8 protein-coding genes are annotated in these 26617 nt (G+C 71.7%); all 8 read left to right on the forward strand.

The genetic code is table 11. The features are described from left to right. The first annotated feature begins 47 nt into the window (after positions 1-47). On the forward strand, positions 48-2096 hold the full coding sequence (locus WME89_RS19385) for a membrane dipeptidase (RefSeq protein WP_438010597.1): 2049 nt from the start codon (positions 48-50) through the stop codon (positions 2094-2096). A 1-nt stretch (position 2097) separates the two neighbouring features. After that, positions 2098-2817 (forward strand): ABC transporter ATP-binding protein, encoded by a 720-nt coding sequence (locus WME89_RS19390; protein ID WP_438010598.1) that lies wholly within the window; start codon positions 2098-2100, stop codon positions 2815-2817. Beyond that, positions 2814-3932: an efflux RND transporter periplasmic adaptor subunit gene (locus WME89_RS19395; protein ID WP_438010599.1), complete on the forward strand. Its 1119-nt coding sequence runs from the start codon at positions 2814-2816 to the stop codon at positions 3930-3932. The genes WME89_RS19390 and WME89_RS19395 overlap by 4 nt, the downstream gene beginning before the upstream one ends. Next, entirely contained in the window at positions 3932-5155 is a 1224-nt protein-coding gene (locus WME89_RS19400; protein ID WP_438010600.1) for an ABC transporter permease, read from the forward strand. The genes WME89_RS19395 and WME89_RS19400 overlap by 1 nt, the downstream gene beginning before the upstream one ends. Continuing rightward, the gene (locus WME89_RS19405) at positions 5152-6414 is read left to right on the forward strand and encodes an ABC transporter permease (protein ID WP_438010601.1); all 1263 of its coding nucleotides are present in this window, start codon (positions 5152-5154) and stop codon (positions 6412-6414) included. Before WME89_RS19400 ends, WME89_RS19405 begins: the two co-directional genes overlap by 4 nt. Positions 6415-7542: 1128 nt before the next feature. Next, a complete protein-coding gene (locus WME89_RS19410) occupies positions 7543-16833 on the forward strand; it encodes an SDR family NAD(P)-dependent oxidoreductase (protein WP_438010602.1) in 9291 nt (3096 codons plus the stop codon). Beyond that, positions 16830-21074, forward strand: a complete 4245-nt coding sequence (locus WME89_RS19415) for an amino acid adenylation domain-containing protein (protein WP_438010603.1) — start codon at positions 16830-16832, stop codon at positions 21072-21074. Before WME89_RS19410 ends, WME89_RS19415 begins: the two co-directional genes overlap by 4 nt. After that, on the forward strand, positions 21067-26604 hold the full coding sequence (locus WME89_RS19420) for a type I polyketide synthase (RefSeq protein WP_438010604.1): 5538 nt from the start codon (positions 21067-21069) through the stop codon (positions 26602-26604). Before WME89_RS19415 ends, WME89_RS19420 begins: the two co-directional genes overlap by 8 nt. Positions 26605-26617: the final 13 nt, after the last annotated feature.

Consider the following 26617-nt stretch of genomic DNA (forward strand, 5'->3'; position numbering starts at 1 on the left):
ACGGAAGTCCTCCGCAGCGTAACCCTTTGCGTCAAGGATCCATCAGGATGAAGCGCTTGAAGATTACCTACCTTTCTCTCCTTCTTGTTGCCCTGTCCCAGGGGTGCGGCGCCGACACGGCCTCCGAGGCCACCTCCGACGCTTCCAGCCTCGGAGAGCCGGTCGCGCAGGAGCCTGCGGCGCTGGGGACGCCCGTGACGGGCTTCGCCGAGCTCCACCATCACATGATGGCGGAAGAGGCCTTCAGCGGCGGCTGGCTCCACGGCTCGCACGCCGGGCCGCTCGACGACTGCGACGGCGGGCTGCCGCCCAGCGATCACGCCCGCGTGCGGCAGGATCTCTCGAGCCTGCTGGACGTCTGCCCCGGCGCCGGCGGCCTCGACATGAGCGGCGTGCCGGTGCTGCACCAGCTGTTCTGGCTGGGAGGCGCGGTCGGCTCCGAGCTGATCGGGCAGACCGACGGTACAGACGGGGACACCGGGCTTCACCTCGGCCGGCCCGAGCTCGGCTCCGGATGGCCCCGCTGGGACACCATCGCCCATCAGCAGGGGTGGGAGGGCTGGATGCGAGACGCCCACAACCGCGGGCTGAACCTCGTGGTCGTGTCGGCCGTCAGCAACGATTTTCTCTGCAGCCTCCTGCCGGACAGCAACCGGAATCGTCCCTGCGACGAGATGGCGGACGTGGAGCTCCAGATCCGGATGGTCAACGACTTCGCCGCCGCGCGGGCGGACTGGGTGGAGGTGGCGCTGTCACCGTCGCACGCGCGCCAGATCATCAGCGCGGGCAAGCTGGCGATCGTCATCTCCATCGAGACGAGCAACCTCTTCGGGAGCCGGGACGCGCTCGCGGAGCTGGACCGCTTCCACGCCATGGGCGTGAGGTCGCTGCAGCCCGTCCACCAGCTCGACAACCGCTTCGGCGGCGCGGCGCCGCACAACCCGATCTTCCAGTTCGCCCAGTTCACGCAGAACTGCCACGTCGATTTCGACTGCGGCATCACGACCGACGAGTTCACGCTCGGCTTCGACGTCGACAGCAACTGCCGCAACACGCGCGGCTTGACGGCCGAGGGGCGGTCGCTGCTCCAGGCGATGATGAGCAAGGGGATGCTGATCGACCTTGCCCACCTCTCCGAGCGCGGCGTGGCGGACGCCTATGCGCTCGCGCAGGCGAGCTCCTACTACCCGCTCTACATCTCTCACGGGCACTTCCGGGAGGTCATGAACCCCGATCTCGCGGACGACGAGAAGACGACGCCGGCCTGGGCGATCCAGGCCATCCGGCGCACGGGCGGCATGTTCGGGCTGCGGACCGCGCACGACGAGACGCGCGCGTACGCGCGCTCGGGCGTCGAGAACACCTGCCACGGCTCCAGCCGATCCCTGGCGCAAGCCTATGAGTTCGGCCGCCAGGGGCTGAAGGTGCCCATGGCGTTCGGCGCGGACCTCAATGGCTTCATCCAGCAGACCCGCCCGCGGTTCGGGCCGAACGGGGCGTGCTCGGCCACCTTCGAGGCCGAGGCGGACGCGCAGGCGCGCGCGCAGCAGGTGAGCGGCCCGGGCCGCGTGGGGACCGATTTCGACGAGAAGGGCCTCGCCCACATCGGCCTGCTCCCGGACCTCTTGACCGATCTGGATCACCTCGGCGCCAGCACCGCGGCGCTGCGCAGCTCCGCGGAGACGTTCCTCCGCATGTGGGAGCGCGCGAACGGCCCGCGCTCGGGGATGGCAGACCCGGCGAATGACATCGACACGAGCGGCGTCTCTCCGTACGTGCCGCGCGAGCAGCGCGAGGCGTCGTACCCGACGCAGTGCGGCGAATCCTATGCGCCGGCCCACCAGGTCACCGGCGGCGAGTGCCGATTCGACGCCGAGTGCATCAGCGGCGATTGCTCCTCGGCGCCCTGCACCGTCCTCACCGGCACGTGCCTGTGCGTCACCGACGCGCACTGCGGCGCCGGCAAGTACTGCGGGTGGGGGCTGAACAGCGGCGCGTGTCAGAACAAGAAATCATCGGGCGCCCTGTGCGCCGAGGGCCGCGAGTGCGTGTCGGGGAGCTGCCGCTGGACGCTCTCCGGCCCACGATGCAGGTAATATGAACCACGTCTCCCCCCTGATCCGGCTGGAGTCGATCACCAAGGTTCACTGGATGGGCCAGGTCGAGGTGCAGGCCCTCCGCGGCGTCTCTCTGGAGGTCCGGCGAGGCGAGATGGTCGCCATCATGGGGGCCTCCGGCTCGGGGAAGTCGACGACCCTCAACGTCATGGGCACGCTGGATCGGCCGAGCGGAGGGCGGTACCTCCTCGACGGAGAGCCGGTCGGGAGCCTCGATGAGGTCGAGCTTGCGCGGCTCCGTAACCGGAAGATCGGGTTCGTCTTCCAGTCGTTCAACCTCCTGCCGCGCAGCACCGCCCTGCAGAACGTCGAGGTCCCCATGATCTACGCGGGCGTCCGCCCGCCCGAGCGCCGGGCGCGCGCCGCGCGGGTGCTCGAGCGCGTGGGGCTCGCGGGCCGGGCGGGTCACCTGCCGAACCAGCTCTCGGGCGGGCAGCAGCAGCGCGTCGCCATCGCGCGAGCGATCGTGAACGACCCGTTGCTCCTGCTCGCCGACGAGCCGACCGGCGCGCTCGACTCCGCCACCACGCGCCAGATCATGGATCTCTTCTGCGAGCTCCACGCGGAGGGGATGACGCTCGTCATGGTCACCCACGACGCGGCCATCGCGGCGTACGCGGGCCGGGTCATCACCTTCACGGACGGCGCGATCCTCTCCGACACCGGGGCAGGCGCCCCGGCCCAGGGAGCGGCGGCGTGAGCGTCCGGCCGAGGCGAGCGTGGCGCTGGCTCCTGGGGCTCACGGTGGCGGTCGCCACCTCCGCCGTGCTCGTGCGCCAGAATTTCGCGGGGCCCGCGCCGATCGACCCCGCGCTGGTGGTGACCGCGCGGCGCGGGGACCTCACCCTGGAGATCCTCGAGACCGGGAAGATCGAGGCCCGAGAGAAGGTCGAGCTCAAATCCAAGGTCGCCGGCCAGGTGGCCCAGGTGCTCGTCGACGAGGGGGCCCAGGTCAAGAAGGGCCAGCTGCTCCTCGTGCTCGACGCGACGGACTACCAGCGCGAGGTCGCCCGCGGGGAGGCGGAGCTCGCCCAGGCCAGGGCGGGCGTCGCCTTCGCGAAGACGGTCCTGGATCGGACGACCGCGGGGGTCGCGAGGAACGTCATCGCCGCGAGCGAGCTCGACACGAGCAAGCACGAGCTCGTCGCGAAGGACATCTCGGTGCGGCTGGCCCAGGTCGCGCTCGTCGGGGCGCGGGACCGCCTGGCGTACACGAGGATCGCCTCCCCGATCGACGGGACCGTGATCCAGCGCAACATCGAGCCCGGCGAGGTCGTCACCCCGGGTGTGGAGTCGACCTTCGACGGCAAAGCGCTGCTCACGGTGGCGAACCTCGCGACCCTGGTCGTCACGATCGAGCTGAACCAGATCGATGTCGTCAAGGTCCGTCTCGGCCTGCCCGCGACGCTGACGCTCGACGCCCTCCCGGGCAGGACGTACGAGGCGAAGATCACCAAGATCGCGCCCGCGTCGGTGCGGGCGCACGGGAGGGAGGTCGACGTCTTCCCGATCGAGGCGGAGCTCGCCTCCGTGGACGGGCTGATCAAGCCCGGGATGACCGCGGACGTGCGCGTTCGCATCGAGGAGAACCCGGACGTCATCTCGCTCCCGATCGAGGCGATCGTCGAGGAGAACGGGAAGAAGTTCGTCACCCGCGTCGTCGGCCCCCCCGGCGGCAAGCTGTCTACCGAGAAGGTCGAGGTCGCGACGGGAGCGCGCAGCGACCACGCGGTCGAGGTGGTGAGCGGCCTCGAGGAAGGGAGCCGCGTCCTCATCGACCCCGCGTCGTCGGCCCCGAACGAGGCGCGGATGTGATGTGGGGCGGCTACCTGGTGATCGCCGCGAAGGCGCTCTCGGCGCACAGGCTCCGGTCGCTGCTGACCGTCCTCAGCATCACCATCGGTGCGTTCGCGATCGTCCTCATGTCGTCGCTCGCCGAGAGCGGTATCACCACGCTGAGCCGCGGCATCGAGGAGACAGGCGGCGCCAGGCTGATTCTGCTGGCCCCCAAGGTCCCCGAGCGCGCCGAGGGGAAGCAGGGGATGTACCCGGCCGGCTTCGAGCGGCGGGACAAGGACCGGCTCTTCGCGGGCGTCCCGCACGTCACCGAGGTCGTGATGTTCGCCTCGCTCGGCATGCAGGACATCCTCTCGGAGGAGGGCAAGCAGGCCCGCACCGATCTGGTCGCCGGCGACAGCGGCTTCTTCGACGCGTTCCGGATGCGCGTCGGCCGCGGGCGAGCGTTCTCGGAGGAGGAGGATCAGGGCCGCGCCAGGGTCTGCGTCGTCGGCCACAGGCTCGCCGAGAAGCTCTGGCGGGGCGACCCGCTGGGCCGGAGCGTCACCATCGGCGCGCTGCGCTGCCGGGTGATCGGCGTGCTCGCCGACAACGACCGGTTCGGCGTCGACTTCGGCTTCGACTGGGTGGACGTGCTCATCGCGCCGCTCGAGACGGTGATGGACGTAGAGGGGAGGGGGCGAGTCGAGCCGACGATCGTCGCCAAGACCGCCGACGTCAGCGCCAATGATCCGGTGAAGCGCATCCTCAACGCACGGCTCCTGGAGCGCCACCGCGGCGTCGACGATTTCACCATCTACGACTTCAGCGCCATCATGGGCCAGCTCGAAAAAATGTTCGCGATCGCCGAGGCGATCGTCGGCCTGATCGCCGGCGTCGCGCTCCTGATCGGCGGCTTCGGGGTGATGAACATGATGCTCGTCAGCATCTCCGAGCGCGTGCGCGAGATCGGCATCCGCAAGGCGCTCGGCGCGGCGCCCGGGGACATCAGCGCGCAGTTCCTCTGCGAGGCGGTGCTGCTCGCCGGCTCCGGCGGTCTGATTGGCACGCTGGGCGGCGCGCTGGCCGCGGCGCTCGCTGCCCCGCTGCTCCGGGGGTTCTTGCCGGCCTGGGTCGGCTCGATCTCGACCGCAGCCGTCGCGGCGGCCATGGCGGTGTCGCTCGGCGTGGGCGTGGGCTTCGGCTGGCTGCCGGCGCGGCGCGCTGGCCGGCTCGATCCGGTCGCGGCGATGCGCCGATGAGGCTCGGCGATCTCCTCCGCTCCGCGCAATTCGTGGTGGAAGGCCGCGTCCGCGCGTTGCTGACGCTGCTCGGCATCGTGATCGGCACGGGCTCGATCGTGCTCCTCGCCTCCCTGCTGCGCGGCGGCGAGGACGCGCTGGTCAGGGCGAGCCAGGCCGCCGTCGATGCCGACCTCATCGAGGTCCGGCGCGCCGAGGTGGGCGTCCAGGACCGGAAGCGTACGCGGCGAGAGCTCTCTCGCGACGATGCCCGCGCGCTCGCCGCGTCCAGCGTGCTCGGCGGCGGCCTCAGCGAGTCGGCGCGGCGCACCGAGGCCCACGCGAGCGGCAAGAAGACGCGGATCCGCCTCGTCAGCGCCGCCCCGGCGGCGCTGTCGCTGTACGGCCTGGAGGTCTCGCTGGGCCGCTTTCTCGGCGAGGCCGACCTGTCCGATCGCCGGCGCGTGTGCGTCGTCGGCCACGACGTCTGGAGGGAGCTCTTCGGCGGCCGCGCCACGCTCGCTCCGGCGGCGCCGTCGTCCGGGGGGATCTCCGCCGAGGCCGGCGCGCCCCACGTCATCGTCGATGGCCATGCCTGGACGGTCATCGGCGTGCTCGCGGATCACCCGGTGCTGCTCTCCACGGACAGCACCTATGTCTGGAATCGGAAGGTGCTCATCCCCGAGACGACGTATGATGCGATATTCTCGCCCGCGCACGAGGTGGATCGCCTCTACGTCCGGCGGAGCTCCGCCATCCGCACCCCGATCGAGACGCTCAGAGCGGTGATCGGGCGGACGCTCCTGCGCCGTCACCTGGGCGTCAAGAATTTCGAGCTCGATGGTGACGAGGCCACCCAGGAGAAGCTCATCATGAGCGTGATCAAGCTGCTTGTCCTGAGCACAGGCCTCATCGCGCTCGTGGTGGGCGGCATCAACATCATGAACATCATGCTCGTCACCGTGACCGAGCGCACCAGGGAGATCGGGATCCGCCGGGCCGTCGGCGCCTCCCCCCGCGCGATCCTGGCGCAATTCCTCGTCCAGGCCGCCGCCGTGTCCCTCCTCGGCGGAGTGCTCGGCGTGCTCGCCGGCCTCGGCCTCGCCTGGCTCCTGGCCAAGCTGCTGACCCAGCTCGTGGGCCGCTGGGCCTTCCACGTGGAGATCTGGTCGATTGCCCTCGGGCTCGGCCTGTCCGTGGCGATCGGCGTGGTGTTCGGCTTCTACCCCGCGTGGCGCGCGGCGCGGATCAACCCTATCGAGGCGCTCCGCGCGGAGTAGCCCGATCGGCGGAAGAGCCCGTCCACAAGGCGACGGAAGAGCCTCGCCCTTCCCGCCCTCTCGCTCGTCTGCTCCGTTGGAACAGATTCTTCTGTACGACCACGGCGATCTCGTGGCTCGGTTTGTCCTTCTCGTGCTTGTTGACGATGTACATCAATCGGCCGATCGCGGGGCGGTTCGGATCACCGAGTGTGCCGGCCGCCTACCTATGACCGAGCGTCTGGATGATTTCTGCCGTCTCCTGAACTTCCACGCGAACGTGGGTGCGACGGCGCTCCGGAAAAAGAAACTGGTAGATCCATTCGTCGCCTGCAGCCTCCAGGATCACGATTGGCAAATGCAGCGGTGCCAGTTTGCAGCCTCATGAGACCACCTGACGGCGTTCTTTGCAGGGGCATGGGCCACCCCAATCGCAGGAGGATGGGGCCGCCCGGCCGGGGCCTGACACGGTTTTTTGCAAGGTCGGAGGCAGCGCGCTTCTTAACGCGCGTCTCGGCCACGTGTTGCCGATAGCTCGGGCGAGCACGGCGTGCAGGTCATCGAGCAGATCGACGCAGCGGGCATGGCGCATGGCAATGCCCAGTTCACAGGCACGCAGCCCGGAGGCCCACCGCAGCGCACCATCGCGGAGGCGGAGCACGGTCGATAGCGCCATTGTCCGGGGGCGGCAAGCTGCAAGGGCGTGAACGCATACTTTGCGTCCCGGAGCTGTCGTGGCTCGCACGCTGGGTCGACTGATCAGCGGTACAGCATTGCGGCTGCCTTGTGGAAAAAAGGGGGGGTGTGCCTCCGCGCCGCGATAATGACGCGGAAACCCACATTCCTTGTGCATTCGCGGTGCGGCGCGCCGCAAAATGCCTGATCGCCCGTCCACTGCTGCTCCGACGCGCGAATGTGAATTCAATGCCTCGATCCAGACTCCGGACCGCCCCCCTGTATGAAGGAGCGAGCCGGAGGACGCTGCCTCGATCCGCCTCGATCCGCCTCGATCCGCCGCGCTATTGTCTTGGGCATAAATTGTGGTACATGGATTTCAATGGAACGTGCAGACGCCGTTGACGGTCGATCCGTTCAATGAGCCAGGATTTCACCGGAGGATCCTGGACGGCAGAGGCAGTCCAGGCCTGGTTGACTGAGCATCTCGCCTCGGTCCTCGGGATCGACCCGAGCGCGATCTCGATCGGGGAGCGATTCAGCCGTCTGGGCCTCGACTCACGTCGCGCGACGAGCCTCATCAACGATCTCGGCGCCGCGCTGGGACGTCCGCTCTCGCCGACGCTCGTGTGGGACTGCCCGACCATTGCCGAGCTCTCTCTGCTTCTTGCGGGTGTCGCGCCTGTTTCGCCTCTGTCACAACCGATAGACGCGCCGGCGTCCATCGGCGGCGGCGACGATCTCATCGCCATCATTGGCCTTTCCTGCCGCTTCCCGTCCGCGAACGATCTCGAAGCTTTCTGGGCGCTGCTGCGCGACGGCGTGGACGCGATCACCGAGGTCCCGCCAGATCGTTGGGATACTGAGGCCTTCTACGATCCCGACCCGTCGGCGCCCGGGCGCACGAGCTCCCGATGGGGCGGGTTCCTCGATCGAGTGGATCGGTTCGATGCGCAGTTCTTCGGCATCTCGCCGCGCGAAGCCGTCCAGATGGATCCGCAGCAGCGCCTCGTCCTCGAGCTCGCGTGGGAGGCGCTCGCGGACGCAGGCGTGCCCGCGGAGACGCTCCGCGGCAGCAAGACCGGCGTCTACATGGGTGCGATGTGGAGCGATTACGCCCGGTGCGCCGCCGGGAGGGGCTCGCACATCACGCAGCACACGGCGACCGGGCAGGATATCAGCATCATCTCCGCACGGGTCTCCTACTGGCTCGGCCTCCAGGGCCCGAGCCTCGCGGTGAACACCGCCTGCTCGTCGTCGCTCGTCGCGATCCACCTCGCTTGTCAGAGCCTTCGGGCGGGCGAATCGACGATGGCGCTCGCGGGCGGCGTCAACCTCCTCATCGATCCCGAGAGCACCGTGGCGATGACCAAGTTTGGCGCCATGGCGCCCGACGGGCGCTCGAAGGCGTTCGACGCGCGCGCGAACGGCTACGTCCGGGGGGAGGGAGCCGGGGTCGTCGTTCTGAAGCCGCTCCGCCGCGCCCTCGCGGACGGGGATCCTATTCGTTGTCTGATCCGCGGCAGCGCCGTGAACAACGACGGCTTTTCGAACGGCCTCACCGCGCCGAACCCGCAGGCGCAAGAGGCGGTGCTGCGCGACGCCTACCGCGCCGCCGGCGTCGCGCCGGAGCGGGTGCACTACGTCGAGGCGCATGGGACCGGTACGATGCTCGGCGACCCGATCGAGGCCAAGGCCATCGGCGCCGTGCTGGGGCGCGCGCGGGATGACAGTCGACCGCTGCTCATCGGCTCGGTCAAGACCAATATTGGACATCTCGAAGCGGCCTCGGGGATCGCAGGGCTGATCAAGACCGTGCTCTCGATCCAGCGCCGGAAAATACCCCCCAATCTGCACTTCGAGCAGCCGAACCCCTATATCCCCTTCGCAGAGCTGCGCCTCGCGGTGCCGCCCAGGCTCCTCGACTGGCCCCATGAGGACCAGGCCGCGCTCGCGGGCGTGAGCTCCTTCGGCTTCGGAGGGACGAACTGCCACGTGGTGCTCGAGGAGCTTCGCCCGAGCCCGGCGCAGATCCTCCCGCTCGCGGCCGACGCGCCGGAAGCCCTCGCTGCGCTGGCGCGAGAGCTCCGCGCGCTGGCGGGCGCGCCCGGGCCGGAGCCGGCGCTCTCCGATCTGTGCGCGACGGCCGCGGCGATGCGGAGCCGGGGGCGGCACCGGATGGCCGTCACGGCCAGCTCGCGCGCCGAGGCGGCGGCGCTGCTCGATGGCTACCTCGCCGCGCTTCCGCAGAAGGGGCTCTCGGCTGGCGACGCGGCGGGGCTCCACGGGCGGGTGGTGTTCGTCTTCGCCGGCAGCGGCTCGCAATGGCCGGGCATGGGGCGCACGCTGCTGCTGCAGGAGCCGGTCTTCCGCTCGGTGATCGAGCGCTGCGATCGAGCGCTGCGCCCGCTCGCCGGCTTCTCGCTCCTCGACGAGCTCCTCGCCGACGCGTCACGCACGCGGCTGCACGAGGTGAACGTGCAGCAGCTGTCTCTCTTCGCCGTCCAGGCGGCGCTCGGCGCGCTGTGGCGGTCATGGGGCGTCGAGCCCGCGGCGGTGATCGGCCATAGCGGCGGGGAGATCGCCGCGGCGCACGTGGCAGGCGCCCTCGATCTCGAGGACGCGCTGCGCATCGCCCACCACAGGAGCAGGCTCCAGCAGCGAGTGAACGGCCGTGGCGCGATGGCCCTCGTGGAGCTGCACGCCGAGGAGGCCGACCGCCTCTGCGCCGCGCACCCGGGGCGCCTCCATGTCGCCGGCTACAACAGCCCGATCTCGACCGTGATCTCGGGCGAGGAGGCCGCGGTCGTCGACGCGCTCGCCGCGCTCCAGCGCGAAGGTCGCACGGGCCACCGGATCAGGGTCGACTTTGCGGCCCACAGCCCGGCGATGGATCCGCTCGTCCCCGAGCTGCTCTCTGCGCTGGGAGAGCTAAGGCCCCGGCGCGCGTCGGTGCCCATCGTGTCGACGGTGACCGCCGCCGCGCTCGACGGAGCCGAGTGCACGGCGGCGTACTGGGCCCGGAACCTCCGGGCGCCGGTGCGGTTCGCGGCGGCGCTCGAGCGGTTGGTGAGCGAGGGGCACGACACCTTTCTGGAGATCGGGCCGCACCCGGTCCTGCTCCACAACATCGAGCAGACCGTGCAGCGTGGCGGCCGACGCGCGGCGGTGCTCGCGTGCATGCGCCGCGGCGAAGACGAGGCGGCCACGCTGCGGGAAGCGCTCGGCGAGATCTACGTGCGCGGGTCGTCGATCCGCTGGTCCCGCCTGTTCCCGGCCGACGCCCGCCCCGTCGCGCTCGCGGACATCGCGCCCGCCGCGGTTGCCCGGGCGGAGGTGTCGCTCCTGCCCCTCTCGGCGCACACGCCGGAGGCGCTGCGGGCCCTCGCCCGAGCGGTGTCGTCCCAGCTCCGGGACCGCCCTCCGCTCGCGCTCCACGATCTCTGCTACACGGCCGCGGCGCGGAGGGGGCACCACGACCACCGGCTCTCGGTGCTCGCCGACTCCGTCTCGGGGCTCGTCGACGAGCTCGACGCCTTTGTCGCGGGTGAGGTGCGCCCCGGGCTCACCGTCGGACGCTGCCCTCCGGGGTCACGTCGCAAGATCGTGTTCGTGTTCGCAGGGCAGGGGGTGTCGTGGGCCGGGATGGGGCGCGAGCTCCTCGCGAGCGAGCCGGTGTTCCGCGAGGCGATCGAGCGCTGCGACGCAGCCCTCCGCCCGCACCTCGGCTGGTCGGTGCGGGAAGAGCTGCAGGTCGACGCCTCTCGCTCGCGCCTGTCGCGGTCGGACGTGGCGCAGCCCATGTTCTTTGCCCTCCAGGTCGCGCTCTCGGCCCAGTGGCGCGCGTGGGGGGTCGTGCCCGATGCGGTCATCGGCCACAGCGTCGGCGAGATCGCGGCCGCCCATGTCGCCGGCGCGCTGGAGCTCGAGGACGCGGCGCGCATCGTGAGCCACCGCGGGCGGCTCGCGCACCGGGCCGCCGGACAGGGGCGGATGGCCGTCACCGCGGTGTCGCGCGAGGAGGCCGAGGGGCTCGTCGCGGAGGTCCCCGGGCGGCTCTGGGTGGCCGCGATGAACAGCCCTTCCTCGACGGTGCTCTCGGGCGAGCCGGACGCCCTCGCGGCGGTGATCGAGCGCCTCGAGTCGCAGGGCAAGAGCTGCCGCTGGCTCGACGTGGATTTCGCCTCTCACAGCGGCCAGATGGCGCCGCTCGCCGATGAGCTCGAAGCCGCGCTGGAACGGCTCGCTCCGCGGAAGGCGGCGCTGCCGATGCTCTCGACCACCGTGGGGCAGCCGGTCCTGGGGAGCGAGCTCACGGGCGCCTACTGGGCGCGCAACATGCGCGAGCCGGTCCGGTTCGAAGCAGCGGTGTTCGAGGCGATCCGGCAAGGGTACGAGATCTTCGTCGAGATCGGTCCGCACCCTGCGCTCGCACGGCCGATGGCCGAATGCCTGGAGCGCTCCGGGCGCAGCGGGACGCTCCTCGCCACGCTGCGGAGCGAGCGGGGCGAGCGCGCCGTGATGCTCGAGTCGCTCGGGGCCCTCTATGCGCTGGGGCACCCTGTCCACTGGCGGGGGCTCTACCCGCACGAGGGGAGGCTCGCGCCGCTGCCTTCCTACCCGTGGCAACGGCAGCGTTTCTGGCTGGAGGCCACGCGCGTCGCGGAGCAGCACGAGGCCCCGGTGTCGCCGGCGGCGGCGGAGCAGGGCGCGGGCTTCGGGGCCTACGAGATCCAGTGGGAGCGAAGCGCGGTCCTCGGCGCCCGCGAGCCCTTGTCACGACCGGCGTCCAGCGAGCGCTGGATCGTCCTCGCCGATCGCGGGGGCCTGGGCGATCGGCTCATCGAGCGGCTCGAGGCGCTGGGCAGTCGCTGCGTGCGCGTCGATGCGGGGGCGGCGTTCGGGCGCCCGGCTCCGGACCGCTATCTCGTCGATCCAGCGCGCCCCGAGGACCTCGTACGCCTCGTCGCCGAGGCTCTCGGGCCGGATCTGCCGGCGTGCGCGGGGATCGTGGACCTCTTCGGCCTCGATGCCGCGGCGCCCGAGGAGACCTCGGCTGCGAGCATCGCCGGGGCGGAGGCGCTGGGCTGCGCGGGCGTGCTGCATCTCGTCCAGGCGCTGACCGCGGCCGGCCGATCGCCGCGCCTCTGGGTCTTGACGCGCGGCGCGCAAGCGGCAGGCGAGGAGGTCCTTGCCGTGGCACCGGCCCAGGCGCCGCCGTGGGGCCTCGGGCGGGTGATCGCCCAGGAGCACCCGGAGCTCCGCGCGACCCTCGTCGATCTCGCTCCGCGCGGCGGCGCCGACGAGGCGTCGTCGCTCGCCGAGCTGCTCCTCTCCGCGACGGACGAGCCGCAGTGGGCGCTGCGCGGCGATGCGCGCTACGTGGCGCGGCTCGCCCGCCGCCCGGTGGCGGCGCTCGCCGATCCTGGCGCCAGGTCGGCCGACGCTACAGCGGCGGACGAGATCCGGTTGCGCCCGGACGGCGCGTACCTGATCACGGGCGGCCTCGGCGCGCTGGGCCTCGAGGTCGCGCGGTGGATGGTCGAGCGCGGGGCGAAGCACCTCGTGCTCGTGGGTCGGAGCGGCGGCTCGCCTGCGGCGCAGGAGGCCGTGGGGGCGCTGGAGCGAGCCGGCGCCCGCGTCGAGATCGCTCGGGCCGACGTGGCGAACGCGACCGAGCTTGCGACGGCCCTCGCGCGCGTCGCGCTGCGTATCCCGCCCCTCCGCGGCGTCGTGCACGCCGCGGGTAGCGTCGACGACGCCCCGCTCGTGGATCTCACGCGCGAGCGGCTCGCGGCGGTGATGTCATCCAAGGTCGCCGGCGCCTTCAACCTGCACAGCCTGACGCTCGGGGCGCCGCTCGATTTCTTCGTCCTGTTCTCGTCCGTGGCCTCGATGCTCGGCACCGCCGGCCAGGGGAACTACGCGGCAGCGAACGCCTTTCTCGATGCGCTCGCGCACCACCGACGCGCGCGCGGTCTGCCGGGCCTCAGCATCAACTGGGGGCCGTGGTCCGAGGTGGGTCTGGCGACGCGCGCGGATCGCTCAGCCTTCCTCGCCGCGCGCGGGATCGCGAGCCTCTCGCCCAGCGACGGGCTCCACGCGCTGGCGCGCCTGCTGCAGGCGGACGCCGCCCAGATCGGCGTGGTCGCGCTCGACGTGGAGCGATGGTGCGAGACCCAGGCGTCCGCCGCCGCGTCGCCGTTCTTCGCGCGCCTGCGCAAGGCTCGGCCGGCCGCGCCCGCGGCGCTCGCCGCGCCCGAGCACCGGCTCGGCGAGGCGCTCGCGAGCGCGCCGCCGGGGCGAGCGCGCCGCCTCCTGCTCGAGGCCCACGTCTCGCGATACCTCGCCTCCGTCCTGGGCCTCCCGCCTTCGTCGCCGATCGATCCGGACACCCCGGTACGCAAGCTGGGGCTCGACTCGCTGACCGCCGTCGAGCTCCGCAACCGCCTCGGCGCGAGCGTCGGGCTGACGCTGCCGGCGACGTTCGTGTGGAACCACCCGACGATCTCCGCGGTCGCGCGTTTCCTCGCGGATCGGCTGGGGGTCTCCCTCGAGCCCGACGCGGCAGCCGGCTCCCACGGGGAGGCGATGGGGCGCGACGGCCACGTCCTGGTCGACGGAGACGTCCCCTCCCGCGCGCAGAACGGCGCGGCGCGGGAGCCGGTGAACGGCCACGCACGCCACGCGTCGACGAACGGCGCCTCCGCCGCGCCGAGCCCGCCGATCGCCATCATCGGGGTGGGCTGCCGCTTCCCCGGAGGGGTCGTCGATCCGGCGTCCTTCTGGGCGCTCCTGCGCGACGGCGTCGACGCGGTCACCGAGGTCCCCCTGGAGCGCTGGAACGCTCAGGATCTCTACGATGACGACCCCGCCGCGCCGGGGAGGATGAACACCCGCTGGGGCGGCTTTCTCTCGGGCATCGGCGACTTCGACGCCGACTTCTTCGGGATCTCGGCGCGCGAGGCCGTCGCCATGGACCCGCAGCAGCGCATCGCGCTCGAGGTCGCCTACGAGGCGCTGGAGGACGGCGGGCAGACCATCGAGCGGCTGGCCGGCAGCGCGACCGGCGTGTTCCTCGGCGTGCAGAGCCACAGCAACGACTACGCGCGGCTTCAGCTCGCCGATCCGGCCAAGATCGACGCCTACAGCGGCACCGGCACATCCCACAGCATCCTCTCCGGGCGCCTGTCGTACATCTTCGATCTCCGCGGCCCGAACGTCGCGCTCGACACCGGGTGCTCTTCGGCGATCACGGCGATCCACCTCGCGTGTCAGAGCCTGCGCGTCGGCGAGAGCGATCTCGCGCTCGCCGGCGGGGTGAACCTCATGCTGACGCCCGAGTTCACCATCGCGGCGTCGAAGGTCGAGTTCCTCTCGCCGGACGGGAGATGCAGGACGTTCGACGCCCGCGCGAACGGCTTCGTGCGCGCGGAAGGGTGCGGCGTCCTCGTGCTCAAGCGCCTCTCCGACGCGCTCCGCGACGGCGATCGCGTCTGGGCGGTGATCCGGGGCACGGCGCTGAACCAGGACGGGCAATCCAACGGCATCACGGCGCCCAACGGCGTGTCGCAGGTGGCCGTCCTCCGGCAGGCCCTCCGCAACGCGGGCGTCGACCCGTCCGGGGTGACGTACATCGAAGCGCACGGCACGGGCACGACGCTGGGCGATCCGATCGAGGTGGAGGCGCTCGCAGAGGTCTACGGAAGGGCCGGCGCCGATCGCTGCTTGCTCGGCTCGGTGAAGACGAACATCGGCCACTCCGAGGCGGCGGCCGGCGTGGCCGGCGTCATCAAGGCGGTGCTCTGCTTCGAGCGTGAGGCCGTGCCTCCTCACCTCCACTTCGAGACCCTGAACCCGCACATCACGATCGACGGCACCCGGTTCGCGATCCCGACCGAGCTTTCTCCCTGGCCCGCCCGCGGGAGCGCGCGCCGCGCCGGGGTCAGCGCGTTCGGCTGGTCCGGCACCAACGGCCACCTGATCCTCGAGGAGGCGCCGCGCGGCGCCGCCGCCCGCGCGCCGGTGGACGACGGGCGCCCGCTCCTGCTGCCGCTCTCGGCGGCGAGCCCGGACGCGCTGCGGGCCCGCGCCGAGGCGGTGCGGAGCCTGCTTGGCCGCCCCGACGACGCCCCCGCGCTGCGGGACCTCTGCTACACGGCCGCGATCCGCCGGAGCCACCTCAGGCACCGCCTGTCGCTGGTCGTCCGCAGCCGCGAGGACGCGCTCGCGGGCCTCTCGGCGTACCTCGACGACAAACCGCACACCGGCCTCGTGAGCGGCCGAAAGGCGCCGGAGAGGTCGCGCCGCCTCGCGTTTCTCTTCTCGGGGCAGGGCTCGCAGTGGCTCGGGATGGGGCGCGAGCTGCTCGCGCGTGACGGCGTCTTTCGCGCGATGATGGAGCGGTGCGAGCGCGTCATGCGAGAGCACGTCGCGTGGTCCCTGATCACGTCGCTCACGGCCGAAGGCGAGCGCGCCCGCTTCGAGGAGATCGACTTCATCCAGCCGGCCCTGTTCGCCATCCAGGTCTCGCTGGCGGCGGTCTTTCGCTCGTACGGCGTCCTGCCCGACGTCGTGGTGGGGCATAGCATGGGCGAGGTCGCGGCCGCCTGCGTGGCAGGCGCGCTGCGCCTCGAGGACGCGGCGCGGATCATCTGCCAGCGCAGCCGCCTGCTCCGGCGCGTGAGCGGGACCGGCGCGATGGCCCTCGTGGAGCTATCCGAGGCCGAGGCCGAGGCCGCCATCGCCGGCCATCGCGACCGGCTGTCGGTCGCGGTCATCATGAGCCCCCGCGGGACCGTCCTCGCGGGCGATCCGGCGGCGCTGAACGAGGTGCTCGAGGAGGTCAAGGGCCGCGGGATCTTCTGCCGCCGGGTCAAGATCGACGTCGCGTCGCACAGCCCGCAGATGGATCCGCTGCTCGACGAGCTGGCCGCAGCGCTGTCGGGGATCGCGCCCCAGCGCGGCTCGATCCCGATGGTCTCGACCGTGACCGGGCAGCCGACCGACGGCAGCGATCTCGACGCCGCCTACTGGGCGCGGAACCTGCGGGCGCCGGTGCTCTTCTCCGGGGTCATCCAGCGGCTGCTCGCGGAGGGCTTCGACGTCTTCGCGGAGCTGAGCCCCCACCCGGTCCTGCTCCCCGCGATCGAGTCCGGCCTGCTCGACGCCCGCCCTGGCGGCGTGGCGCTGCTCCCGTCGCTCCGCCGGGAGACGGGCGAGCTCGACGTCCTGCTGGAGTCGCTCGGCGCGCTCCACGTCCGCGGGCACGCGGTGGACTTCCGCCGGCTCGTCCCGACAGGCCGCAGCGTCCCGCTGCCGTCCTACCCCTGGCAGCGGCGGCGTTTCTGGATCGACGACGCGACCGCGGGAGAGCCCGTCGCGGCGCAGGGCGACGCGCCGGCGGCGCTCGACGCCTCCGCGCTGCTCGCCGCGGCTCCCGACGAGCAGCGCGCGCTGCTGGAGCGTTACCTGCGCGACCTGCTCGCGCGGACCACGCGGCTCTCGGCGGCCGAGATCGCGGCCGATCGGCCGATCAGGGAGCTGGGCATCGACTCGCTCATGGCGATGCAGCTGCGCAACCGCGTCGGCGCCGATCTCGGCGCGACGCTGTCGATCGTGCAGATCCTGATGGGGTCGAGCGCGTCGCAGCTCGCCGCCGACCTGCTCTCGCAAATCAAGTCACGCGCGCTCCTCGACGCCGTGCACCAGCGCGTCCCGGCGCCCGATGCAGGCCAGGAGGAGTGGGAGACCACGCTCATATGAACGAGGGCGTCACGGAGCTGCTGGGAGCGCTCGCCCAGCAGGGGATCAAGCTGTCGGTCGAGGGCGACCAGCTCGCGATCGGGGCGCCGAAGGGCGTGGTGACGCCGGAGGTGCGAGCGCTCATCGGGCGGCGCAAATCCGAGCTCATCGCGCTCCTCCGCGAGAGGAGCGGCGCGGGCGGCAATCCCGTCGCGCGGATCACGCCAGCCCCGCAGGATCGCTACGAGCCTTTCCCGCTGACGGACATCCAGCAGGCGTACTGGATCGGGCGGAGCGCCGCGTTCGACCTCGGAGACGTCTCGATCCACGCCTACTCGGAGATCGAGGCGACGGGGATGGATCTGGGGCGGCTCTCGCGCGCCTTTCAGCGGCTCGTGGAGCGGCACGAGATGCTCCGGGCCATCGTGCTCCCCGACGGACGGCAGCAGATCCTGGAGCGCGTGCCCGCGTATTCGATCGAGGCGCACGACCTTCGCGGGCTCTCGCCGGAAGCGGCGGAGGCGGAGCTCGCCGCGACGCGCGAGCGCCTCGCGCACCAGCTGCTCCCGGCCGACGCGTGGCCCACGTTCGAGATCCGCGCGTCGCTGCTCGACGGGGATCGCACCCGCGTCCACATCAGCCTGGATCTGCTCCACATCGACGGCGGGAGCCTGCTGAAGCTCGGCCACGAGTGGGCGATGCTGTACCGGGATCCGGGCGCCTTCCTGCCGCCGCTCGAGCTCTCGTTCCGCGACTACGTGCTCGCCGAGATGGAGCTCAAGGGCTCGCCGCAGCACCGGCAAGCCATGGAGTACTGGCGCGAGCGGGTCGCGGTGCTGCCTCCGCCGCCGGAGCTCCCGCTCGCGATGAACCCGGCCGCCCTGTCCGAGACGCGCTTCACGCGGCGCGTCGGTAAGCTCGATCCAGAGGCGTGGGCGCGGCTGAAGACGCAGACGCTGAAGCACGGGCTCACGCTGTCGGCTGTGATGATGACCGCCTATACGACGGTCCTCGCCGCGTGGAGCAAGCACCCGGATTTCACGATCAACGTCACGATGTTCAACCGCCTGCCGCTGCACCCGCAGGTGAACGATCTCCTCGGCGACTTCACCTCGCTGGTGCTGCTCGGCACGAGCAACACCGCCGGGGACACGTTCGAGGAGCGGGCGAGGCGGGTCCAGGAGCAGCTCTGGAACGATCTCCAGCACAGGTCGAGCGGGATCGAGGTCCTGCGCGAGCTGGCCCAGGTTCGGCGGCGGCTCTCGGGCGGCATGATGCCGATCATCTTCACGGGCATCCTCGGCCTCGCGTCGGAGGGCTTCCCGCTCTCGCTGTCCCTCTTCCACGAGCTTGGTGAGGTCGTCTTCAGCAGCGTTCAGACCCCGCAGGTGTGGCTCGACCTTCAGGTCGCGGAGGAGCGCGGCGGCTTCATCGCCCACTGGGATGCGGTCGCCGCGCTGTTCCCGCCCGGGATGGTGGACGACATGTTCAACGCCTTCTGCCGGCTGGTCCGGGGGCTCGCCGACGATCCGGCGACGTGGAAGAAGGACGCTCGCCGCCTGATCGAGCTGCCGGAGGAGCAGATCGAGCGATGGGCGGAGCTCAACGCCACGGACGCGCCCATCCCCGCGGGCACCCTGCCGGAGCGCTTCGCGGCCCAGGCCGCGCAGACGCCGGAGGGCGTGGCCCTGGTGTCGTCACGCCGCAGCCTGACGTACGCGGAGCTGTCGCGGCAGGCCAACCAGATCGGCCGCTGGCTGCGCGAGCGCGGCGCGCGGCCCGACGCGCTCGTGGCCGTGGTGATGGAGAAGGGGTGGGAGCAGGTCGCGGCCGTGCTTGGCGTCCACGCGGCAGGAGCGGCCTATCTGCCCGTCGACCCGAGCCTGCCGCGGGAGCGCCGTGACTTCCTCCTGGAGCACAGCCAGGTGGAGCTGGTCCTCACCCAGTCGTGGCTGGACGGGTCGCTCGAGTGGCCCGAGCGCGTCCGCAAGCTCGCCGTCGACCAGCTCCCGCCCGACCTCGACGCCTCGCCGCTCGCACCGGTCAACCGCCCGGAGGACCTCGCCTACGTGCTCTACACGTCGGGATCCACGGGCGTGCCGAAGGGGGCGATGATCGAGCACCGGAGCGCGCTGAACCGCGTGCTCGACGTCAATCGGCTCCTCGAGGTCGGCCCCGGTGATCGCATCATCGGTCTGACCGCGCTGCACCACGATCTCTCGGTCTACGACGTGTTCGGCGGCCTGCTCGCGGGCGCGACCCTGGTGCTGCCCGACGCCGCAAAGCTCCGGGATCCGGCGCACTGGGCCGAGCTCCTGGTGAGCGAGCGCATCACGTTCTGGAACTCGGTGCCGGCGTTCCTGGAGATGCTGATCGAGCACCTCGAGCACACGCCGCACGACGCGGCGAGGCTGCCCGGCGCGCTCCGGCAGGTGGTCCTGTCCGGCGACTGGATCCCCGTCACGCTGCCGGACCGCCTGCGGGCGCTTTCGCCGGGCGTCCAGATCCTTGGCGCCGGCGGGCCGACCGAGACCACGGTCTGGGACATCTGCTACCCGATCGCGTCGGTCGATCCGTCGTGGAAGAGCATCCCCTACGGCCGGCCGATGACGAACGCCCGGTACTACGTGCTCGACTACGCGTTCGCGCCGTGCCCCGAATGGGTGCCGGGACACCTCTACATCGCCGGAGCGGGCCTCGCTCGAGGCTACTTCCGCGACGAAGAGCGGACCGCCGCGAGCTTCGTCCTGCACCCGGAGACCGGCGAGCGCCTCTACCGCAGCGGCGATCTGGGGCGACGCCTCCCCGGCGGCCTCATCGAGATCCTCGGCCGCGCGGACTTCCAGGTGAAGATCCAGGGGCAGCGCATCGAGCTTGGCGAGATCGAGGCGGCCCTGAAGCAGCACCCGGCGGTGCGCTCGGCCGTGGCCATGGCCGTGGGAGAGGAGCGCAACAAGAAGCGCCTCGTCGCCTACGTGGTGCTGGACGCGCCTCCGGGCGCAGGAGAGGGCGCCCCGGCGGAGGGGCCCGCGAAGCCGGAGGGCGGGATCGACGAGCCGCTGGCCCGCCTCGAGTTCAAGCTCAAGCAGCACGGCCTGCGCGCGGACGGCCCGGAGCGGCGCCGGATCGCGCTGCCTGTGCCGCCGGTGGACGAGGCGGCGCGGGCGCTCTTCCTGGGGCGCCGGACCCACCGCCAGTTCTCCCGCGAGCCGATCCCGATGGACCGGTTCTCCGCGCTCCTCTCCTGCCTCCGTCAGATCGACGTCGATGGGCATCCCAAGTACCGCTACCCGTCCGCGGGGAGCCTGTACCCCGTCCAGACCTACGTCTACGTGAAGCCGGGTCGCATCGAAGGGGTGGCCGGGGGGACCTACTACTATCACCCGCGCGAGCAGGGCCTGGTGAGCCTCACGGAGGGCGCCGTCATCGATCGGCGGATTCACTACGCGCACAACCAGGCGCCGTTCGAAGAGGCGGCGTTCTCGCTGTTCCTCGTCGCGCAGAGGAACGCCATCCTGCCCGTGTACGGCGACGCATCGCACGACTTCTGCGAGATCGAGGCAGGCTACATGGGCCAGCTCCTGATGACGGCCGCGCCCGGCCTGGGGATCGGCTTGATGCCGGTGGGCAAGCTGGACTTCGCGGCGGTCCGGGACCTCTTCCTGCTCGACGAGGGCCACGTGTACGCGCACGCGCTGCTCGGCGGCGGCGTGGTCGACAGCTCCGCGAGCGGCTGGTCGGACGACACGCATGCCGCTCCGCGCTCGCCGGAGGACGCGCTGCGCGAGCTCCTCAAGGCCAAGCTCCCGGCGCACATGGTCCCTGCCTCGATCGTGGTGCTCGACGCGATGCCGCTCACGGCGAACGGCAAGGTCGATCGCAAGGCGCTCTCCGAGCTGAAGGCCGATGAGCCGGAGCGGAGCGCCGCTGTGGTGCCGCCGCGCGACGAGACAGAGCGGGCGATCGCCTCGGTGATAGGGGAGGTCCTCGGGCTCGAACACGTGAGCGTCGAGCAGAGCTTCTTCGAGCTGGGAGCCAACTCGATTCACGTGGTCCGCATCGGCGCCCGGCTGAGAGAGGCGCTGGGCGGTGAGCTCTCCACGATCGAGCTGTTCCAGTACCCGACCGTCCGCGCGCTCGCGGCGCGCCTGGCCGGGGAGGGGAACGAGGGCGCCTCCCTCAAGCGGGGCAGAGACAGGGCAGCGGCACGGCGCGCGGCCCGCGCTGGGCGCGGAGGCAGGGGCGGGGGCGGAGATGAGTGATCCGGGGTCCGCGGAGGGGAGCGAGATCGCGATCATCGGCCTCGGGTGCCGCTTCCCGGGGGCGCGGGGTCCGGAGGAGTACTGGCGCAACCTGCGCGATGGAGTCGAGTCCGTCTCGTTCTTCTCGGAGGCGGAGCTCACGTCGTCGGGCGTCCACCCCGCCGCGGCGCGGGATCCGAGCTACGTGCCGGCCGCGGGCGTGCTCGACCGGATCGAGCAGTTCGACGCGTCGTTCTTCGGCTTCACGCGGCGCGAGGCGGAGCTCACCGATCCCCAGCACCGCCTGTTCCTCGAATGCGCGTGGGAAGCGCTGGAGAGCGCGTGCTGCGTCCCGGATAGCTACGAGGGGTCGATCGGGGTGTTCGCGGGCTCGAGCTTCAGCAGCTACCTGGTGTCGAACATCCAGCCCGACCTGAGCTACATGCGCCTGCTGCAGTGGACGCAGGCGCTCGTCGCCAACGACAAGGACTACCTGTCGACGCACGTCTCTTACAAGCTGAACTTGAGGGGCCCGAGCGTCGGCGTGCAGACCGCCTGCTCCACCTCGCTCGTCGCCGTGCACCTCGCCTGTCAGAGCCTCTTGAACCGCGAGTGCGACGTCGCGCTCGCCGGCGGCGTGGCCGTCCGCGTCCCGCACCTCGCGGGTTACGTCCACGAGCCGGACGGGATCGGGTCGAGCGACGGTCGCTGCCGGCCCTTCGACGCGTCGGCGCGCGGCACGGTCTTCGGAAGCGGCGTGGGCGTGGTGACGCTCAAGCGGCTCTCGGACGCGCTGGCCGACGGCGATCGCATCCGCGCGGTGATCCGGGGCTCGGCAATCAACAACGACGGCTCGGTGAAGGTCGGGTTCACCGCGCCGAGCGTCGAGGGGCAGATGCAGGTGATCGCGGAGGCGCAGGCGATCGCCGGCGTCGCGCCGGAGACGATCGACTACATCGAGGCCCACGGTACAGGTACGCCGCTCGGCGATCCCATCGAGATAGCCGCTCTCGCGAAGGTGTTCGGCGAAGCCCGTGGCGCGGAGCGAGGGTGCCTGATCGGCTCGGTGAAGGGGAATTTCGGCCACCTCGAGGTGGCCGCGGGCGTGGCCGGCCTGATCAAGACCGTGCTCGCGCTCGAGCATCGCGCCTTGCCGCCCAGCCTCCACTTCGTCGAGCCGAACCCGCGCTGCGAGCTCTCGAAGGGGCCGTTCAGCGTCAACACGCAGCTCACGGCGTGGAAGCGGACGCGGACGCCGCGCCGCGCAGGCGTGAGCTCGTTCGGCATGGGGGGCACGAACGCGCACGTGGTGCTGGAGGAAGCGCCTGCGCGGCCGGAGGTGAGGGCTGCGGCGGAGCGGCCGGCGCAGCTGTTGTGCATCTCGGCGAAGCGGGAGGGGGCGTTGCGCGCGCTGGCGGGGAAGTACGCGGCGCACCTCGGGTCGCACCCGGAGGAGAGGCTCGGGGACGTGGCCTTCACGGCGCACACGGGGAGGGCGCACTTCGCGCACCGGCTGTCGGTGGTCGGGGCGTCGCGCGAAGAGATGCAGGAGCGGCTCTCTGCGTATGCGCGTGGCGAGCCGGCGGAGCGGACGGAGCAGGGGCGGGTGGAGCGGGCGGAGGGGCCTCGCGTGGCGTTCCTGTTCACCGGGCAGGGCGCGCAGTACGCGGGGATGGGGCGGGAGCTGTTCGCGACCGAGCCAGTGTTCCGGCGTGCGATGGAGGAGTGCGACGCGCTGTTGCGTGGTCAGCTGGAGAGACCGCTGCTCGAGGTGCTGTACGCGGCAGAGGGTCAGGCGAGCGCGCTGGACGAGACGGAGTACACGCAGCCAGCGCTGTTCGCGGTGGGCTATGCGCTGAGCGCGCAGTGGAAGGCGTGGGGGATCGAGCCATTTGCGGTGCTGGGGCACAGCGTGGGCGAGTACGTGGCGGCGTGCGTGGCGGGGGTGTTCGGACTGTCGGAGGGACTAGGGCTGATCGCGACGCGAGGGCGGCTGATGCAGGCGCTGCCGAAGCAGGGGGCGATGGCGGCGCTGTTCGCGGACGAGGCGACGGTGGCGGAGGCGGTGGAGCCGTACGCGGCGGAGGTGTCGATCGCGGCGGTGAACGGGCCGTCGGAGACGGTGGTGTCCGGTGCGCGTGGTGCGGTGACTGCGGTGGTGGAGGCGCTGGAGGCGCGCGGGGTCAAGAGCCGGTGGCTGAACGTATCGCACGCGTTCCACTCGCCGCTGATGGCGCCGATGGTGGAGGCGTTCGAGCGTGCGGCGTCGAAGGTGAAGCTCGGATTGCCGCAGCGGAAGCTCATCGCGAACGTGACGGGGAGAGCGGCGCGGGAGGAGGTGACGCAGGCGTCGTACTGGGCGAGCCATGTGCGCGCGCCGGTGCGGTTCCTGGAGGGGATACGGGCGCTGCACGAGGCGGGTGCGGAAGCGTTCGTGGAGGTGGGGCCGAGCCCTGTGCTCTCGGCGATGGGGCGGCGGTGCGTGCCGGAGGGGGCGGGGGTGTGGCTGCCGTCGTTGCGGCCGAAGCGGTCGGATTGCGCGCAGATGCTGGAGAGCCTGGGGGCGCTGTACGTGCGAGGCGCGAAGGTGGACTTCGCGGGCTTCGACCGCGACCGAGCGGGCCGAAAGCTCGTGCTCCCGACCTACCCCTTCCAGCGTGAGCGCTACTGGATCGAGCCGCCGCCGCGGTCGCAGCCTGCGCGGCCCGTGCAGGGCGAAGATCCGGCGGGTGGACACCCGCTCCTCGGGCAGCGGCTCAGGTCTCCGGCGATCCGCGGCGTCGTCTTCGAGACCCGGCTGAGCTCCCGAGCGCTGCCGTTCCTGAACGATCATCGTGTCTTCGACGTCGTCATCTTTCCGGCGACCGGCTACCTCGAGCTGGCCTTCGCCGCAGGCGCTGTCGTGCTCGGACCTACGGCGCGGGTCCTCGAGCAGGTCGTCATCCACGAGGCGTTGCCGCTCCCAGCCGGCGAGGAGCGGGCCCTGCAGATTGTCCTCGTGCTCGGCGGCGCCGGCGAGGCGTCGTTCGAGATCTTCAGCGCGCGCGCCGAGCCGTTCGGCGGCGAGGTCGACTGGCGGCTCCACGCGTCGGGCGCGATCCGGAGCGAAGGTCCGCGCGACGTCCGCGCGGCGCCGTCTCTCGATGCGATTCGCGCGCGTCATGCAGGCGAGATGTCGGGAGAGAGCTACTACCGGCAGGCGAGCGCCGTCGGCGTCCATTACGGCGACGCCTTCCGCGGGCTCTCCACGTTGTGGCGGCGGGACGGAGACGTCGTGGCGGAGATCTCCGCTCCGGCCGCGCTCGCCGAGGACGCGGGCCGCTACTGCTTCCACCCGGCGCTCCTCGACGCCTGCCTGCACATCGTGGGCGGCGCGCTGCTCGGCGCCGATGGGTCGATGAGGACGAGCGCGCCCTACCTGCCGGTCGCCTTCGACCGCGTCCGGCTCCACGGCCGACCCGGCGACCGGCTGTGGAGCCAGGTGACCTTGCGGCCGAGCGCCGGGGGGCACGGCGCGGCGCTCCATGGCGAGATGCGCGTGCTCACCGCGGAGGGGGGGCTCGTGCTCGAGGCCGAAGGGATATCCCTGCGCAAGGCCTCGCCGGAGGCGCTGCGGACCGCGACGGGGACGCGGCTCGAGAGCTGGCTCTACAGAGTCGAGTGGCAGCCGCGCCGCCGCGCCCTCTCGGAGGGGGCGCCGGACGCCGCAGCCGGCGGGCGGTGGTGGATCTTCGCGGATCGACGTGGCGTCGGCGCCGCGCTCGCGGAGGCGCTCCGGCGCCGCGGAGAGCGATGCCTGGTCGTCCCGAGCCCGACGGAGCCGCCGCACGCCGGTGAGATCACGCGGCTCGAGGACGTGGTCCGCGTGCTGGAGCAGGATACGACCGACCGTCCGCTCCGCGGCGTGGTGCACCTCTGGGGCCTCGACACGCCTTCCGCGGGCGAGCTCACCGCCACGTCGCTCGCCGCCGCCGAGGAGCGGTGCTGCGGCAGCGTCCTTCGCGTGGTGCAGACGCTTGGACGCGCGAACCTGTCCACGCGCATCTGGCTCGTCACACGGGGGACGCAGCCGGTCGAGCCCGGCGCGCAGATCGACCTCGCCGCCGCGCCGATCTGGGGCCTCGGCCGCTCGATCGCGCTCGAGCATCCCGAGGTGTGGGGTGGGATGATCGATCTCGATCCCGCGCACGACGCGGAGCGCGCGGCGGCGCTGCTGCTCGGCGAGATGGACCGGCCGGACGGGGAAGATCACGTCGCGCTCCGCGATGGGCAGCGGTACGTGCAGCGCGTCGTGGCCGACGGCGCGCTGGATCTCTCGGCGCAGGTCGCGCTCCTCCGCCCGGATCGCACCTACCTCATCACGGGCGGGATGGGCGGCCTCGGGCGGCGCGTGGCGCGCCGCTTGGTCGAGCGTGGGGCGCGGCACCTCGCGCTCATGGGGAGGCGCGAGCCCACGGCCGAGGCGGCGGAAGAGCTGCGCCAGATCCGGGAGAGCGGCGCCGAGATCGCGATCTTCATCGCCGATGTCTCCGTCGAGGAGGACGCGGCTCGCGTGCTGGACGCGATCGCGCGCGAGATGCCGCCGCTCGCGGGCGTCGTCCATGCGGCGGGGCTCCCCGGCGATTCGGTGCTCCTCCGGCACACCTGGGAGCAGTTCGCGGCGGTCCTCGCGGCGAAGGTGCAGGGCTCGTGGAACCTCCATGTCCTGACGCGCGACCTGCCACTGGACTTCTGCGTCTATTTCTCGTCCCTGGCAGCGATCGCCGGCGCGCCCAGTCAGAGCAGCTACGCGGCCGCCAATGCCTTCCTGGATGCGCTCGCGCACCATCGCCGCGCGCTCGGGCTGCCCGCCCTCAGCGTCGACTGGGGCCCCTTCTCCGAGGTCGGCATGCTGGCGACGCGCGGAGCGAATGTCGTGTCCGACGCGGACCTCGTCCGCATCCCTCCCGATCTCGGCGTCAGGATCCTCGACCAGCTCATCGAGCGGGGCGGCGTCCAGACGAGCGTCGTCTCGGGCGATCTGGCCAGCTACATCCATGGCCTCGCGGCGGGGCGCCCTGTCCCGATCTTCTCGTCGCTTCCGCAGGGCGCCCGCGCGAGGCGCGCGGCCCGGGAGGAGGCATCGGCCGGCGCGTCGGTCACGCTGCAAGCGCAGATCGAGCGGGCGCCGTCGAGCGAGCGGCGCGACCTCGTGTTCCGCCATGTCCACGACCTGGTGGCGCGGGTCCTCGGGGTTCGCCCCGTGGGGCTCGTGGATCCGCTCCGGGGCTTCTTCGAGATGGGGATGGACTCGCTCTCGTCGATCCTCCTGAAGAACCAGCTGCAGGCCGGTCTCGGACGGCCGCTCCCGTCGACGGTGACCCTCGACTACCCCAGCGTGACTGCGCTCTCGCGGTTCGTATGCGATGACGTCCTCTGCCTCGAGCGCGGTGAGCCTGCGCCGTCCGCCGCGCCCGTCGTGTCGGAGGACGAGAAGCTCTTGGCCGAAATCAAGGGGCTCTCGCGGTCCGAGCTGGAAGCGCAGCTCGCGGAGCTGACCTCGTTCGAATAGGGGAACGTCCTGG

The sequence above is a fragment of the Sorangium sp. So ce321 genome (assembly GCF_051530195.1).
Taxonomy (GTDB): Bacteria; Myxococcota_A; Polyangia; order Polyangiales; family Polyangiaceae; genus Sorangium.